Here is a 15,715-nt window from a genome sequence, read left to right as displayed (position 1 = left end):
CACCTTCCTCCAGCCATAAACGATCATTGTGCCCGTGATGCAATAGCGGACTCTTCGTCCAGCAGGCTTTTGAATGCCTGGCAGTAGCCTTCCCAGGCGGACATCCGTTTTTCGATCACCGAAACGGGCAATCGCTCGAACGACACCCCGACTTCCCCAGGCAAACTGTACTGTGTTCCCAACGCCTTCAAGGACGTGAATTGGGCATAGGCCCCGGACTTGTACAGTTTGTTCATTTTTATCTGCCTGAAGGTGTTGTCCTGCGAAGCCTGCGGCAGCTCCGCCCGGCCCGCCGGCACATCGTTGACAAACATAAAGTCCGCGCTTGCGGGGCCTGGCTCAAGGGTTGCCAGGGGCGGCAGTTCGAACTCGAAATAGCCGTTGTCCGCCGTATGTGCGGCAGGGAACTCCGGCCAGGAATCGGCAACGACCAACTGCTTGAGATTGGTCAGATCATCGCCGATCACCACGTATTGATGATCCAAAGCCCTGGCTTTGACGAGGTGAACCCGGGAGGTTCTTGGTTGGCTGGCCAGAAGCGCGAAAGTAACCTTCGAGTTTTCCGAACAGTTTCCGCCTTTGATTCCGATCGCTTTGCGCGCATGTTCGGCGATTGTCATCCGCGCGGTGAAATCACCCTCCTGCAGATCCAGCCCTCGCAGCCCCTTGATTTTCGCGATCGCCGAACCGCCGTTTTCCCAGATGCTGGGCAACTGGTTGCCCGATAAAGGCAACAGCTCCTTGGCTCGATAGATGGCGCATTGTGCCTGTCGCAAATTGACCATGACCTGGGGTGTCACTTCGGTCGGCTGCGCTGCCGTCGATACGCCCGATACAAGCGCATCTGCATAGCTCTCCAACGCGACCCATCGCTCGCTGGACGGCGTGATGCTTTCACTCACTGCATGTTGCAGCGTCTGATATTCATCCAGACGCCCGGTTTGCTCGAGATTGCGCGCGCAGGCGCCCAGATTGCGCTCGGACTCCGTAAGCGCCACCAAACCATCCTCGGTGAACAGTCGATCAATCAAAGCATCGTACTGGTCGGACGGCATCAGCTTCTTCAGATCAGGCAATACTTCAATGCTTTGCACCGTTCGCAGATTGGCATCGGCACCCTCGCCGTTCGCCTTGGAAAGGCCCTGCCAAAGTGCGTCCCAGCAATCGAGGGACAAGTTTTCGTACATCAGCTTCAGGCCGCGCAGGAAGTTGTATCGCTCAAAATCAGGGACGCTCGGATGGAAAGCGCCGTTGACGAACTCCACGCAGTTTTGCTCGACGATTCGCAGCTGCGCAGCCTCCCCCGTTGAGGCGGGAGCGCCCCCACGCAGGCGCATGATCTGCGGATCGAATGTTGCACTTTTCAACTCCGGCAAATCGGAAAGGATGCTTAACAGCCTGTAGGGCTTCAGGGCATGGTCGCGCAATGCCGCTTTCAGGACCGGGCCCTGGCCGATATGCACCTGCAACGCATCACGCTCGGCATCGGGTAACGCCTGCAAGATCGAGGTAAACAAATCACTGCCTGAATGCAGGGCATTGCCTAGCTCGTCATAAGCCTGGAAAAACCCTCTGGCACTCTCCACAAGCGTACGTCGAATCGAGGCGTCCTCACGGCCGATGCTGTCCAGTTGCCGGCCGTCGAAACTGTAGTGTCGCAGATCGATTCTGACCTCCGCATTCCAGCCAGGCAGGTTTTCCAGCGAATGCAACGCCAGGGCGTCAAAGTCCGGATTGTTGACCGACTCCAGGTAAAAACCCTCGTACGCCCGGCTGATCCGTACGTCTCTGAGCGCCCAGTGCGCCAATTCTTCCAGGCGTGCGGGAAGCCTGCGCAGCTTGAGCGCTTGCAACTCCTCCGGGCGCGCTAGCGCCACCAGTTCTTGTGCGACGATACCGGGCACTCCGGGCACCTCGTCCTGGATGACCCTCGCTTCAGCGCTGATGGCTCGCTCGACGTTGCGGTAGCGCCTGTCGAACAATGAGGTTTTGCGCTGTTCTGCCAATTGCGCGAGTTCAATCCTCAAACGCTTGGCATTCTGCTTGCGACTGCGCAGCGGCGCATGTTGTTCATCACCTAGCAGTTGCCGGGTCTGGGCATCATCGAGATACAGCAGCAAGGTGTCGATCAGGTCGGTACCTGCCAATCCGTCGGCAGGGACAGACACAGGTTCTGCACCGGACCCGATGGTGTACAGCACTTGCCCGTCGGCCCCCTTGAGCTCAATCGCTTTCCCGGGCCACAAACCGTCCAGCAGTTGAAACTGCCAGAGCGGATCGGCCTGCAGATAGTCCTGCGCACGGTCGCTGCCGATGTTTCGGATGAAGGTGCGGATTTCCCGGTCGTAGCTGAACCGGGTGACCGTATCGCTCAGCAAAGGGATCGCCCGTTCGTTATTGGCGTACATGCGCACAAGTGCTCCAAGGTCGGCGCGGCTGACGGTGCGGATATCCGCGAGCATGTCCGTCACCCCCTCCACCGATGGACCGAGTCGCCTGATCAGCTTATCGGCGTCCCAGGTGTGGGGCGTCTCGCCCTCGATCACAAAAGCGCCCGTACCGTTACTCTCCGCCACCGGCTGATAGGCCTCGGGACGGGTCGGATGCTGAACCCGGTGTTTGCCGGTCCGCGAATCGACCTTGAGTTCGAAATGGTCATCGTCCAACGGCAGAATCCGCCTGCCCTTGTATTGATGCAGACCGTCAATGTCCGGTTTGGAGTCCGCCACCAGACGCAGGTTCTGTTGTACGTAGGGTTGCAGATTTTGCCCCCATAGCCGCTGGTTGCCGTTTTCCAGCGTGACTTTACGGGCACCTTCGAGCAATGAGGACAACCTGGGTTTCACCACCTGAGTGGCGATAGTCGCTCCAGCGGCAAAGGTGCCCAACTGAATCAGGTTTTCAGCAAAGCCGACCAGATGCTCCGCTGCCTCCACGTATTCGCCCTCGGCGAGCTCGACGACGCCTTCAACGACCCCGTCCACCAGTTGATAGACGATATATCCCATCATGACTTCGCCAAGTACCGGTACAAATGGGGTCATGACGAGCAAGGCAACGTCCATGATGTCTGAAAGCATTTTTTTCAGGTTTTCGACCCAGGCCCAGCGTGCCGTACTGTCCGCATCGGCGGTGGTGATGGCCAGCGCGCGGCCATCGGCAAGGATCTTGTCTACCTGCCGTTCATAGAGATAAATCCACGGATCGCCGTGATAGCGATTGGCGGTATCGCTTTCAAACGACTCGCTGGCAAACCGCAGATCAGGGCGCTCTACCGGTGTTTCGCGCCAGGCGGGCGTATTGGAGCCAGGTTGCGCGCCGTGATAGGTGAGTTCCCACAATTGAGCGTTGAGCGCGGCGAAGAAATGACCACGCTGACCATGACCCACGAATCGACTGAAAAACGTCTGATAGCTTCGCCGGGATGATGGGGACGCCTGAGCGTTGCCTCGTAGCCGGCGAGTCAGCTCAAGCGCGAAGTCGGCCGTCGAAGGGTACTCTTTCAACGGATGCTCAGGGTCGTGCGGTACATAGGCAATGACGCGCCGGATATCGGCACCGGGTGTGTCAAGATCGGCAGCGATAAGCACAATCCCGGTGAGGCGGGTGTCGAGCATGTTCAAGTGGTAAAAGCGTACGGAAGCGCCATCCAACACCAGGCCCTTTTTGCCCAGGACCATGTTCAATACCGTCAGGTACGCTGTAGGACTGATGTCTTTTTTCATCAACGCCAAATGTGCTGCGGCTTTCATCGCGCTTTTTTGACTGACCACAACGCGTTTCTGCATCACCGCCCGATCCATGACTTCTGCGGGAACCAGATATCTTTCCAAGTACTTTTTATACTGGGAGCCGATATCCAGAGTTCGGCAAAGCGTTTGGAACTGCTCGATCGTTATACCCGGTTTCTTTATTTCAAATCGCCCAATCTCATCGGGCCTGGTCATAAATACAGAGTCAGCGGCAAACACTTCACTGTCGGCAAAATTTTGCAGCGCCGCATTAAGCAAGGAGACAGTTCGGCTTCCGACACCGCCCGTTACATTGAACGTCCAAGGTGATGTTTTAGCCGGAGAATACAAACGCAAAAAGATTTCATGAACATCGACTACGACACCGTATTGTTCGTTGAGCGCCTGCGTCAGTAGTGGCTGGGCGAACGACTCGGCATCTTGCAGCTTTGCAAACATTCGATCGACATGGTTCTGCGCCTGCCAACTGGCCTGCATGGCACCTTTGGCGGCCAAATGCTCGGTATGTGACGCCGTTTTGCTCCAACCCTGAATAACTTTAGGGGTATTACGCAGATCACCCATTCGCTGAAGAGATGAATTGATAAACCAGTCGGGAATGGCGTCTTTGATAAAACTGGAATGAATACTTTCTTCATGTTCAATACCGGGAGAACCCGAAACACTTTCAGACTTCAACAGTAAACCTTTCACAGCAATGACCCACTTAGATAAAGAGCCTCGAAGCCTACAGTGCCTTAATCCTGCTTTCGTGAGGTTTGTTTCGGATAATGCTGTATGAAATATCTTAATAAATTTTAAAACATCTTATTGCGCCGATAGTAGTCGGGCGAACAACCTGCCTGACGCTGGAACATCGCGATAAATGCCGAGGCCGTGCTGTAGCCCATGTCAAAGGCAACGTCCTGAATGCTGCGATTGCTGTCCAGCGCTTCGATCGCAGCCAGAAATCGTAGACGCTGGCGCCACTCGCCAAAATTCATGCCCAACTCGCGGACAAACTGCCGCGCCAGGGTGCGCTCGCTGACATGAATGCGCGCAGCCCAATCCGCCAATGGCCGGTTGTCCCCTGGCTCGGCTTGCAGTGCTTCGAGTATGCCCTGCAGCCCCGGCGTGCTGGCGTAGGGCAAGTAACACTCATGCACCGGCGCCTTCTGCAACTGGTCGACCAAAACGTGTGCCAAACGTCTGTCAGCAGCCTGCTCGGGAATCTTCACGTCCCGGGCGGCAAAGTCCTTGAGAATGGCCTTGAGGATGTCGCTGATGGCCAACGTGCAGGCCTGCTGCGGTAGATCGGCACATACCGTGGGTGCCAGGCATACGGCGCGGTAGTTGATCGGCTGATGACTGTAGAAACTGTGCTCGATCTCGGGCGGCACCCACACTGCATATTGCGGGGGCGACATGAAACGGCTGCCCCCAATATCCATATGCAACACGCCATGGGCGGCGTATTCCAGCGTGCCCCAGGGATGGCGGTGCGGCGCGGCATATTCGTGAGTATCGAAATCGGCATAGCGGAAATACACCGTCGATGGCAACTCGCTGAAATCCAGCAGATCGATGTGTTTACTGGTCATGCTGTCCGTCGTCAGGGGTGAGTTGTCTGGATCGAAGTATAGGCTTGTATCCAGACAGGGGATAATCACCCCTCATTAACGTTCTGGTTTTTCCCGATGCAATACGCTTATCCCTTGCTGGCCATTTTTCTCTGGGCCGGCAACACCGTGATCACCAAAATGTCGGCTGGGGCGATCTTCCCGGCCGAGATCGGTTTTTACCGCTGGCTGCTCGCCGGATTGTTGTTCACGCCTTTCATGCTCAAACCGGTGATCGCCCACTGGCCGGCGATCCGCCCGAACCTGGGCAAGATTTTCGTTCTCGGTGTGCTGGGTATGGCGGTCTACCAAAGCCTGGCGTACTTCGCCGCGAGCCTGACCTCGGCCACCAATATGGGCATCATCCTGTCGCTGATGCCGTTGATGTCGCTGGCCATGGCGATCGTCAGCCTCGGTCAACGCCTGACCCTCGGTGCACTGGCCGGTGCGGTGTTGTCGTTTGCCGGCGTGTTGGTGGTGGTCTCGTCCGGCAGCCTGGGCGTGCTGCTGGATCATGGGGTGAATCTGGGCGACGCGATGATGCTGATCGCCTCCCTGGCTTATGCGATCTACAGCACCCTGCTTAAAAAATGGCAGCTGCGTTTGCCACCGTTGGTGTTGCTGTATTTGCAGGTGCTGGTGGCGGTGGTGGTGTTGTTTCCGTTGTTTCTGGTTTCCGCGAAAACCGGCCTGACCCGGCAAAACATTCCGCTGGTGCTGTACGCCTGCCTGCTGGCCTCGATGATTGCGCCATTGGCCTGGATGCAGGCCGTGGTGCGTTTGGGACCGAGCCGGACCACGCTGTTTTTCAATTTGTTGCCGTTGATCACCGCGCTGATTGCGGCGGTGGTGCTGCATGAGCAGTTGGCGATGTATCACCTGGTGGGCGGGATGTTGACGTTGGGTGGGGTGATTCTTTCCGAGCGCTGGACCACGGTGTTGGGCCGCAAGGTCAGCGTTGCCTGACGCATAGCTAAAAGATCGCAGCCTTCGGCAGCTCCTACATTTGGAACGCATTCCCCTGTAGGAGCTGCCGAAGGCTGCGATCTTTTGATTTTGATCTTATAAACCTGCGACCCTCAACCGAGCCGCATGCTCGACAAACAACCGAATCGGCTCTGCCCCCTTCCCCACCAACCCCAACGACTGATTGACGATGTCGAAGTGATCCAGCGGATACTCATCGCCAATCACCGTCCCCAGATGCGAGCTATAGCGCCCGACCATTCCATCGCAATGCCCGACTTCCCGGACAAAGGTTTTGGCGAACAATCGACAACTGCGGTTGGTGCCATCAAGCAGGTTACGACCACGATCGGTTTTCCCCGGCTGCAAGGTCCCGGACCACGAGTAATAACGCACGCCATTGACCTCTTCCGGCCCATGCCCGCCCCAGATTTCCGGCAGACCCTGTGGATAACGTTGATTGAACAGCGCCACGCCTTCGGTGGTAAGTGAATGATGGGACGCATGGATATCCACCGGCAGCCGCGGCCCGTGATACCCAGTGTCCAGCAGGCACATCAGCGCGCCGACCATGCGCAGCAGAACGCTCAGCAAGCGGCCACTGACACTGTCATGGGGATAGTGCTTGTGCAGGTAGTCCGCCAGTTCCGAACCGTGATTCGGCCCAGCCACCGATGTCACCGAAGCAACAAGATCCGGGCGTTTGGCCGCCGCATACCGGGCGGTCAGCGAGCCTTGGCTATGGCCGATCAGGTTGACCTTCGCGGCACCTGTCTCGCGCAGGATCTCTTCGATCCGCGCCAGCAGTTGCTCACCGCGCACTTCGCTGGAGTTGAGCGGCGAGACCTGCACCGCAAACACCACCGCACCCCCCTGGCGCAGCGCCGAAACGATCCCGTACCAGTACGGATACAGCACCAGACGAATAAACCCGAGCATGCCCGGGACCAACACCAACGGGTAACGCGTGGCCGAACCTTGCGACATGGGCGGACATCCTTGTGGTCGGTGAAGTGACGCAAGGCGAGATGCAAGACATCCGCCAAGTATCGGCTGCGAACGTGACAACTCGACGAGCAGTCTAGGTCATCCGCCCTACTTCAGGCCCACCACGCCGGCCACGATCAGCCCGACCGACAGTAACTTGACCGCAGTCAGGCTTTCACCTAGCAATGCAAAACCGAGAAACACCGTGCCCAGTGAACCGATGGCGGTCCAGATCGGGTAGGCGATGCTCACCGGCAACTCGCGCATCGCCAGGGTCAGGAAGTAAATGCCACCCACCGCCGCCACGACGGTGATCAGCGATGGCCAGGGCCGGGTGAAGCCTTCGGCGTACTTCATGCCCATGGCGAACGTGACCTCGAAACCGGCGGCGATCAGCAAAAACAGCCAGGCCATCTAAAACGCCCTGGCCAGCGCAAGCAGGCGCTGTTCAGCCTCGGCGACGGAGACTTCGAAGGTGCGTGCCTCGGACTCTTCGCCCTCGGCGGCGACTACGGTGACGTCGGTGATGCCAATGAAACCCAACACCGTGCGCAACAATTTATCGGCATGGTTCATGGTCTCCAGTTCACCGCCCGGGCCAAACCCGAAGCCGCCGCGACTGGTGATGATCAGCGCTTTTTTGCCCTGCACCAGCGGTTCGTACTGCGCCACTCCGTTGTCCAGCGTGTGGTTGAACGTCAGCCCGAGCCGCACGATCTGATCGATCCAGGCCTTGAGGCCACTGGGCACACTGAAGTTGTGCATCGGCGTGGAGATCACCAGCAAATCATGGTTCAGCAACTCGCCGACCAGCGCGTCGCTAAAGGCAAGATCGGCTTGCATCGACAACGGCCGTGCTTCTGGCTCGGGATAAAACGCGGCCGCCACGAACGCCTCATTGACCGGCGGAATCAGCGCCCGCCCGACTTCGCGGCGCGTCAGGCGCGATTGTGGATTTCGGGCCTGCAAGGCCGACAGAAATACTTCAGCCAAACGCCGGGAGTGCGAACGCTCACCACGGGGGCTGGCATGAACAGCAAGAATTTTACTCATCTGAATCTCCTGGGGACTAAACTCAAAACGCTTGTGGCTTGCAGCCTGAAGCGAGTAGCTGTCCCTCTTCAACTGAGCAAAAATCAGCTTGAATGAATTCATTTCACCCATGGAGCCTTGAATGTTTGCCTCGTTACCGTTGACCGCCCTGCGTGCGTTTGAATCCGCTTCACGCTTGCTGAGTTTCAAGGCCGCCGCCGCAGAACTCTCGGTAACGCCAACGGCGGTGTCCCATCAGATCCGCTCACTGGAAACCTGGCTCGGCGTGCCATTGTTCGAGCGCCTGCCCCGACAAGTGCGCCTGACCGAGTGTGGCGAACGGCTGTTCCACAGCCTGCACGGTGCGTTTCTGGACGTGGCGCAAAGCGTCGACACCTTGCGCCCGCAACGCAGCGGCGCGAGCCTGACGATCTCTACCACCGCCGCTTTCGCCGCCCTGTGGCTGGTGCCACGCCTTGGACGCTTCTACGCCCGCCACCCGAACATCAGCCTGCGCCTCGATACTCATTGCGAGGTCATCGACTTGCATCAGGATGCCAGCGTCGACCTGGTGGTGCGCTATAGCCTTGATGACTATCCGAACCTCTACGGCTTGTGCCTGTTCGACGAATCCTTCGGTGTTTACGGTTCACCGGACCAAGTGGCTTCGGCGAGCCGTCGCGTACCGACGCTGATCAGCGTGCGCTGGCACAACTCCAAACTCTATGCCCATGGTTGGAAGGCCTGGTGCGAACAGTCCGGCGAAACCTGGCTGACTGGCCAGCCAGCGGTGCGTGAATACGACGAGGAGCATTACGCCCTGCAAGCGGCGATTGCCGGGCAAGGCTTGGTGCTGGCAAGCAATATCCTGGTGTCCGAGAGCGTGGCCAGCGGATTGCTGAAGGCGTATCGCGGTGATGTGCAGGTGGAGGGCGCTGGATACAGCGCGTTGTGCGTGCCGGGTCGCGAGCGGCATCCGCCGGTTCGGGCGTTTTTTTCGTGGTTGCAGGAGGAAGCCGGGTTGTCGGGTCTATTGCCGAGATCGAACACCCGATAAAACTTTTCGCCAGGTGGCTCACTCACACCTTAAGTAGCGATCACGCCCCCCAGAGACGCGACGCCCACCGGATTAGCCTCCAGGAGATTGAGATGAGTGACATGCACTTGACCGATGTAACTACCCTTCGCGAACGCGCCCGACAGAACGTCGAGAACGGCGCGGTGACGGAAAGCTATAGCGCCGACCGCGAAGAAGTCCTGCGCTTGCTCAACGAGTCGTTGGCCACCGAACTGGTCTGCGTATTGCGATACAAGCGCCACTACTTCATGGCCAACGGCCTGAAAGCCCACGTCGCGGCCGACGAATTCCTCGAGCACGCGACCCAGGAAGCCCAACACGCCGATCGGTTGGCCGAACGCATCGTGCAACTCGGCGGAGAACCGGAATTCGACCCTGACTTGCTGTCGAAAAACTCCCACGCTCAGTACGTAGCCGGCAATTCACTCAAAGAAATGGTCTACGAAGATCTGGTCGCCGAGCGTATTGCCATCGACAGCTACCGCGAAATCATTCAATACATCGGTGAAAAAGATCCGACAACCCGACGGATATTTGAAGATATTCTGGCGCAGGAAGAAGAGCACGCGGATGATATGGCGGATATTTTAAAGGACCTGTAATAACAAACAAACTTTATGGCAACCAGGGTTGCCATAAAGTTTTTTATTGCCCGCTTATTAAACCCACCAGCAATTACCAGCACCCAGTTACAAACGCTCGCTAGACTTGCCGCGCAAGTTATTTATATTAAATCCACAGACAAGAAGTCTGACCACAACTTTTAAAGGACTATCACAATGCATATTGAACAACGACTTGAATTTCTCGACTCCCTGCCGGCCCTCCCCATCCAAACCAAGCCAGTCGTCAGAGCTTTCTCCATAGATAAGCCAATTGACCCAAACAAAGAAAGCGCCACGGCCGGCCCGGACATGATTAACATTTTCGAACCTGGCGTAACAGAACAAAACCGTGATGATGTCAACGCCTGCAAATTGCTCATGCAAAACGCCGCATCACAAAAATACGACATGGTCAAAGAACTGCATCAATGGTACGAGTACTACACCAATGGCCTGAGTACTCTCGGGTGGACGCTTCAGAAACTTCACGCGCAGAACAAGGTTATTCAAAGAGCCGGTCTGACAATGGATGCTGTGGCCTTTGACATACTTCAGAGCCTGGTGGGCGCCAACGCGCCCCGCTTGGCCGCGCTCGCCGGGAAAGCTGTGGAAGGCGTCAAAGGTAACGATGGACTGATCCAAATTTATAATCGTAGTGCCCAAAAGGGTTATGAAGCGACATTCGATATTTCTCCGGTCTGGCAAACCAGGGAAGGCTCCCCAATGATGATTCTTAGTTGCGCCACTGTGGATGTCAGGGAAAGTACTCGAGGGATTCTCTGGTGGAAATCAACCACAAAATCGACCGCTGTAAAATCGCAGGCAACGCCGGTTTATCTCAACACTCAAGTCTATGGACGAATTCGAAACAAGGTACTTGAGAAATTAGGGAACGCCGCCGAGGACCTCCTCGATGACATCCCCGGCTTCCAATAAGCCAACACTGTCGAATTAGAATTGTGGCTGCTCTGCAGCCCCAATTCCAAAATTAATTTACTTAATGGGTTCGAGGACTATATGGAATCATTCGCGTCCGACACATACGTAGTAGATGGCAATATCACGATTTTTTTTGGCGCTCACTCCGAATCATTCAAAAAAGACATTTTGCACTCCAGCCTCCTAGGGCAGCTAGTTGCCGACATCTCTCCAAACACTTGGCTGTCATCGTATATAACCACGCTAGGAAAATTTTACTGGGCGCTCAGTAAAGCCAAAGTGTCAAACTATCCCAAGCGGCCCTCCAGCCTCTTGAACATCGCATCCACAGCGTTGCCTGAAATAATACAAAAGGACCGCTTACAGCAACTGAGTAACGCACTCTCAGCGATCACTCAATTACCCAGTGACTCCCCTGCCAGTGAAGCGCTCATGAGCAGGATTCAAAGGCAAAATGCACCCGCCCACGATGAAGCGCCCACGTTCACAGTGAGCACATTGCTGACGCTGGTTTGCGAAGATAAGAAAATCATTTCACTTCAAATATCGTTCGAGACCCATCGCGCCGTAGGTATTTCCGTCCTTAAACATCCGCTCTCCGAAAAGATCATTCTGGGTGACATTGAAACCGTGGTGTGGGCAACCTATTTGTCGGAAGACAAGTACACCAAAATCCGGGACCAGGTTATTGGCAAGCTTGGAAGCAAGCCTCAAACCTGCCTGTTTCACATCCTTTAGACAAACTCGACCTATTCAACAACGGGCTGAAAACACTGCGGTTGCCATCATTCAACGCAAGGAGCCCTACAGCCTCCATTGCTTCGGCAGCCGCAGGCTTTCAGTTTTTCACCGTCTTTGGCGCCTTACCCGCCTTCATTTGCTCCAGCAACGGCGCGCACTGATTCGGCTCGCCGCCGCTGGGTGCCACCAGCGCCAGCAAACCCGCCGCCGGTGCGGCAATCACGCCCAAAGCGACCATCCCGGCCCCGCGCAACATCAGTGGCACAGCCTTCACACCGGCATCAGGTTTGATGAACTTGCCCCGCACGTACAAAGGCGAACGCAATGAAATCAGGCGCCAACCTTTGGACTCGGGGGTGACGGTCAGGTCCAGTTGCTCAGTGGCCATGTTTGCCGTGCCGTCGATATAGATGATGGCGTTCTCGGTATCGAAGACGAACAGGCGCGTGGTGGCGAGACCGGACTTGATGTCGAAGTCGGCGGCGGCGCAGTTGATCTTCACTTCCTTGTCACCAAAGATCCGCCCGACCACATAGTTACCAACGTTCAACCCGGCCAGCTCCATCAACTCGCGGCTGATGGCGCCGTCGTTGATCAGCATTTTCAGATTGCCATTGGCGCTGCCCAGCAATTTAGCCACGGAGTTGCCGCGCCCGCTGATATCGGCATCGCCATTGAGCTCGCCGAAGCTGGTTTTCATCGGCTCGAAGGTCGGGAACAACTGCTTGAGCTTGAAGCCGCGCGCGGTGAGTTTGGCTTTGCCATCCAATGGCTCGGTTTGACCGTTGAGGCGAATCTGCGCATCGAGCTTGCCGCCCGCCACACCGAACCGCAGCGGCTCAAGACTGAGCACGCCATCGGTGAGCACCAAATGCGTGTAGAGATCGCTGAACGGCAGTTTTTCGCTGTGGACGATGCGCTTGCCGGTGAACTCGACATCGGCGTCCATATCGCGCCAGCGCTCAGTCTTGAACTCTTCGACCGGCAGCACTTTATCCGCCGGTTGCTTGCTCTCGCCGCCACGGGCCTTTTGCTTGGCGTTGGAGTCGGCACCGATCAGTGGGGCGAGGTCGGCGAATAGCAGTTGATTGGAAAGCAGCGAGCCGCTGAGTTTGGGGCGAGGTTGGCTGGCGACATAAGCCAGGCTGCCATGGATATCGCTCTCGCCGATCTTGCCGTTGAACGCTTCGTAACGGAACACCGCGCCACCGGGTTCATGCAGCTTGGCGATTAAATGACCGTCGGTGGAATAGGGCGGCGTGTCCGGCAAGGTCACGCCGGTCAGTGGGTACAGATTGCCCAGGCTGGTGCCGGACAGTCTCAGGCGCAGATCCAGGGCACCGAGGTTCATCGGATCGATCAGGGTGCCGGCCAATTCGACGCGGGTGTCGGCGATTTGCACTTGAGCCTGAAGCGGAAACGGCCTGGCCGCATCCTGCGGCGCCAGCAGGCCGCCGATCTTGCCTTGGCCCGCGAGTTTTTGGCCGTGGTACTGGCCTTTGACTTTAAGAGCGAACGCGTAGTCCTGGGGCGCAGTGCCCTGCTCCAATGCGGCTTTCGCTGCTTTGTCACCGACGATCTCGCTGAACGGAATCGGTTTGCCCAACGGGTCAATCAGCAGGTCGAGCTGGGTTTTCAGGCTCTGGTCATCAAGGGTGACGTGGCCCTTGTCGAAGCCGATCGCACCGATATCGATCACCCATGGTGAAGGTTCAGCGTTCGGGTCTTTCGGGTCGAACTTGAAGATCCAGTTGGCGCGACCGTCGGCCAGGCGTTGCAGCTCGGCATTGGGCTCGGTGAGGTCGATGCGCGGGATGACCACACGCTGCGCGAGCAAGGCCAAAGGCGAGATTCGTAACTCGACACGCTTGAGGCTGGCCATCTGCGGCGTCTTCGACCAGTCCGGATTGCCCAGGCTCAAGTCTTCAGCCACCACATGCGGCCATGGCACCCAGGCGCGCCAGCCACCCTCGTCGAGTTCGCGTCGCCAAATCACGGCCAGGTTGCCATTGATCGCGAACGGGCGGTGCAGCTCTTCAGAGACTTTGGCGTTGAGAGGCGGTTTGATCCGGTTCCAGTCGAAGAACACGATGATCAGCACCAGCACGGCCAGCAGGACAACAAGGCAGGTGAAGGTCCAGGCGAGAATTTTACGAGTGCGCGTCATTGCACAGGGCTCCTGATACGACTGAGCGCCCGGACTGCGACGCACATAAGAAATGCGGGGCCAGAATCGGCCCGCTATGGAATCTACGACTGGAAAATGCGCTGCAGGTTTAATCCAAAGACCGATTTTGACGCAATCAACCCGCCGAACGCCGCCCTCTCTTCCCATCGAACGTTACCGGCCCCGCACTTTTGTGTGGCATGAGTGAGTCGAAAATACCCACCTCAGTGCAAAAGCACCCGCCGGAAACGCCCGGTTTAGAGCCTTCGCCGAGAACAATCAATTCCGTTGATTATTAACATTGCGTTTATGAACTTTTATATCGACTTATCGAGAGTAGCATTGCACTCGTACCCACTTTATCGCCCTCCTACGGAGCACCCGATCATGAAACGCCAACTTCTGCTTAGCCTTACCCTCTCTATGCTGGCCAGCACTGCCTTTGCATTGCCGGCCGCTGACCAAGCCACTCCTCAAGTAAAAGACGCTCACTCGGTGTTCAGCCAAACCGTCGCTGCCGATGGTTCCGACCGTACTCCAGGCCAAACCCTGGCCGAAGGTGGTAACGATCGCCTGAAAGAAAAAGGCCTGATCACTGAAGACGGCTATGACCAAACTCCACAAGGTCAAACTGTTGCCGCTGATGGTTCCGATCGCACTCCTGGCCAAACTTTGGCTGCTGATGGTTCTGATCGCACCCCTGGCCAAACCCTGGCTGCTGATGGTTCCGACCGCACTCCTGGTCAAACCCTGGCTGCTGATGGTTCCGATCGCACCCCTGGTCAAACTCTGGCTGCTGATGGTTCCGATCGCACCCCTGGCCAAACCCTTGCCGAAGGCGGTGGTGACCGTGTAATCGAACGCAACAGCGCTATGAGCTAAGCCCATGGCCGCCCTGAAAAAAAGCCCAATCACCGGATTGGGCTTTTGACTTTTTGGCTGTTCACTTAATAGACGTCGCCACTCCCCGCTTGATCTCCTCACACCGTTCGACGCCAACAAAGCCGATTTGCTAGAGTGCGCCGCTGTCCCTTCTCAGAAAACACCCTTGCGATGCTGCCCCGCGCCGAACAGAAGCAACTCACCCGTAACGCCCTGATGGACGCTGCCCGCCATTTGATGGAAGGCGGCCGTGGATTCGGCAGCCTGAGCCTGCGCGAAGTGGCGAAAACCGCCGGGATCGTGCCCACTGGTTTCTACCGGCACTTCGCCGATATGGACGAACTGGGCCTGGTATTGGTGAGCGAGGTCGGCCAGACCTTCCGCGAAACCATCCGGTTGGTGCGGCACAACGAGTTCGTCATGGGCGGCATTATCGATGCGTCAGTGCGGATTTTTCTCGACGTGGTCTCGGCCAATCGCTCGCAATTCCTGTTTCTGGCCCGCGAGCAGTACGGCGGATCGCTGCCGGTGCGCCTGGCCATTGGGCGTTTGCGCGAGAACATCAGCTCGGACCTGGCGGCCGACCTCTCATTGATGCCGAAACTTCAACATCTGGACATCGCCGGCCTCAGTGTCATGGCCGACCTGATCGTTAAAAGCGTGTTCGCCACCCTGCCGGACATCATCGACCCACCGGCCGAGGCGTTGCCTGAGCATTTGACGCCTCAGGCGAAGATTACCCAGCAATTGCGGTTCATCTTTATTGGCCTCAAGCACTGGCAGGGGCTCGGCAGTACCGAGTGACGCTTTTAAAAGATCGCAGCCTTCAGCAGCTCCTACAGGAGCCGCCGAAGGCTGCGATCTTTTTTGTGCGTCACAAATTGGTGCAGCCTACATTCCAGCGCACCAAATTACGGCACCATTTTGAGCCTCGCCCTACGCTTCCGACAGGCATTTCCTACACTTCT

13 protein-coding genes are annotated in these 15,715 nt (G+C 57.1%); 7 read left to right on the top strand and 6 right to left on the bottom strand.

Annotated elements, in window-relative coordinates:
* Positions 1 to 23: 23 nt before the first annotated feature.
* Positions 24 to 4,430 (bottom strand): dermonecrotic toxin domain-containing protein, encoded by a 4,407-nt coding sequence (locus KUF73_RS24575; RefSeq protein WP_256345684.1) that lies wholly within the window; start codon positions 4,428 to 4,430, stop codon positions 24 to 26.
* Positions 4,431 to 4,549: 119 nt separating this feature from the next.
* Complete coding sequence (locus KUF73_RS24570; protein WP_218440594.1) at positions 4,550 to 5,332, bottom strand: helix-turn-helix transcriptional regulator; 783 nt, start codon at positions 5,330 to 5,332, stop codon at positions 4,550 to 4,552.
* Positions 5,333 to 5,428: 96 nt separating this feature from the next.
* On the opposite strand from KUF73_RS24570, the gene KUF73_RS24565 reads away from it, so the two are divergent.
* Positions 5,429 to 6,316, top strand: coding sequence for a DMT family transporter (locus tag KUF73_RS24565; protein WP_218440593.1), 888 nt, complete (start codon positions 5,429 to 5,431; stop codon positions 6,314 to 6,316).
* A gap of 96 nt (positions 6,317 to 6,412) precedes the next feature.
* Here the strand turns inward: KUF73_RS24565 and KUF73_RS24560 are convergent, their stop codons facing one another.
* The 3 genes from KUF73_RS24560 to KUF73_RS24550 form a co-directional block, all read right to left on the bottom strand.
* Positions 6,413 to 7,303: a triacylglycerol lipase gene (locus tag KUF73_RS24560; protein ID WP_218440592.1), complete on the bottom strand. Its 891-nt coding sequence runs from the start codon at positions 7,301 to 7,303 to the stop codon at positions 6,413 to 6,415.
* Positions 7,304 to 7,411: 108 nt separating this feature from the next.
* A complete protein-coding gene (locus tag KUF73_RS24555) occupies positions 7,412 to 7,717 on the bottom strand; it encodes a multidrug efflux SMR transporter (RefSeq protein WP_218440591.1) in 306 nt (101 codons plus the stop codon).
* Complete coding sequence (locus KUF73_RS24550) at positions 7,718 to 8,356, bottom strand: FMN-dependent NADH-azoreductase (RefSeq protein WP_218440590.1); 639 nt, start codon at positions 8,354 to 8,356, stop codon at positions 7,718 to 7,720.
* Between the two features lie 121 nt (positions 8,357 to 8,477).
* Here KUF73_RS24550 and KUF73_RS24545 point away from each other — a divergent pair, with 121 nt between their 5' ends.
* The 4 genes from KUF73_RS24545 to KUF73_RS24530 all read left to right on the top strand — a co-directional run bounded on the left by KUF73_RS24545 (position 8,478) and on the right by KUF73_RS24530 (position 11,695).
* Positions 8,478 to 9,392: a LysR substrate-binding domain-containing protein gene (locus KUF73_RS24545; RefSeq protein ID WP_218440589.1), complete on the top strand. Its 915-nt coding sequence runs from the start codon at positions 8,478 to 8,480 to the stop codon at positions 9,390 to 9,392.
* Between the two features lie 92 nt (positions 9,393 to 9,484).
* Positions 9,485 to 10,015, top strand: coding sequence for a bacterioferritin (locus KUF73_RS24540; RefSeq protein WP_218440588.1), 531 nt, complete (start codon positions 9,485 to 9,487; stop codon positions 10,013 to 10,015).
* Positions 10,016 to 10,192: 177 nt separating this feature from the next.
* Positions 10,193 to 10,954, top strand: a complete 762-nt coding sequence (locus KUF73_RS24535; RefSeq protein ID WP_218440587.1) for a hypothetical protein — start codon at positions 10,193 to 10,195, stop codon at positions 10,952 to 10,954.
* A gap of 81 nt (positions 10,955 to 11,035) precedes the next feature.
* A complete protein-coding gene (locus KUF73_RS24530; protein ID WP_218440586.1) occupies positions 11,036 to 11,695 on the top strand; it encodes a hypothetical protein in 660 nt (219 codons plus the stop codon).
* Between the two features lie 100 nt (positions 11,696 to 11,795).
* Here KUF73_RS24530 and KUF73_RS24525 read toward each other — a convergent pair whose 3' ends face one another.
* The gene (locus tag KUF73_RS24525) at positions 11,796 to 13,865 is read right to left on the bottom strand and encodes an AsmA family protein (RefSeq protein ID WP_218440585.1); all 2,070 of its coding nucleotides are present in this window, start codon (positions 13,863 to 13,865) and stop codon (positions 11,796 to 11,798) included.
* Positions 13,866 to 14,252: 387 nt separating this feature from the next.
* Here KUF73_RS24525 and KUF73_RS24520 point away from each other — a divergent pair, with 387 nt between their 5' ends.
* Together KUF73_RS24520 and KUF73_RS24515 are read left to right on the top strand one after the other, a co-directional pair.
* A complete protein-coding gene (locus KUF73_RS24520; RefSeq protein WP_218440584.1) occupies positions 14,253 to 14,747 on the top strand; it encodes a hypothetical protein in 495 nt (164 codons plus the stop codon).
* 171 nt (positions 14,748 to 14,918) lie between these two features.
* A complete protein-coding gene (locus KUF73_RS24515) occupies positions 14,919 to 15,551 on the top strand; it encodes a TetR family transcriptional regulator (RefSeq protein WP_218440583.1) in 633 nt (210 codons plus the stop codon).
* The last annotated feature ends 164 nt before the right edge of the window (positions 15,552 to 15,715 follow it).

The sequence above is a fragment of the Pseudomonas sp. PD9R genome (assembly GCF_019200975.1).
Lineage (GTDB): Bacteria > Pseudomonadota > Gammaproteobacteria > Pseudomonadales > Pseudomonadaceae > Aquipseudomonas.
Note: the sequence above shows the minus strand (reverse complement) of the source record. Positions and strands in the feature narration are given on the sequence as shown.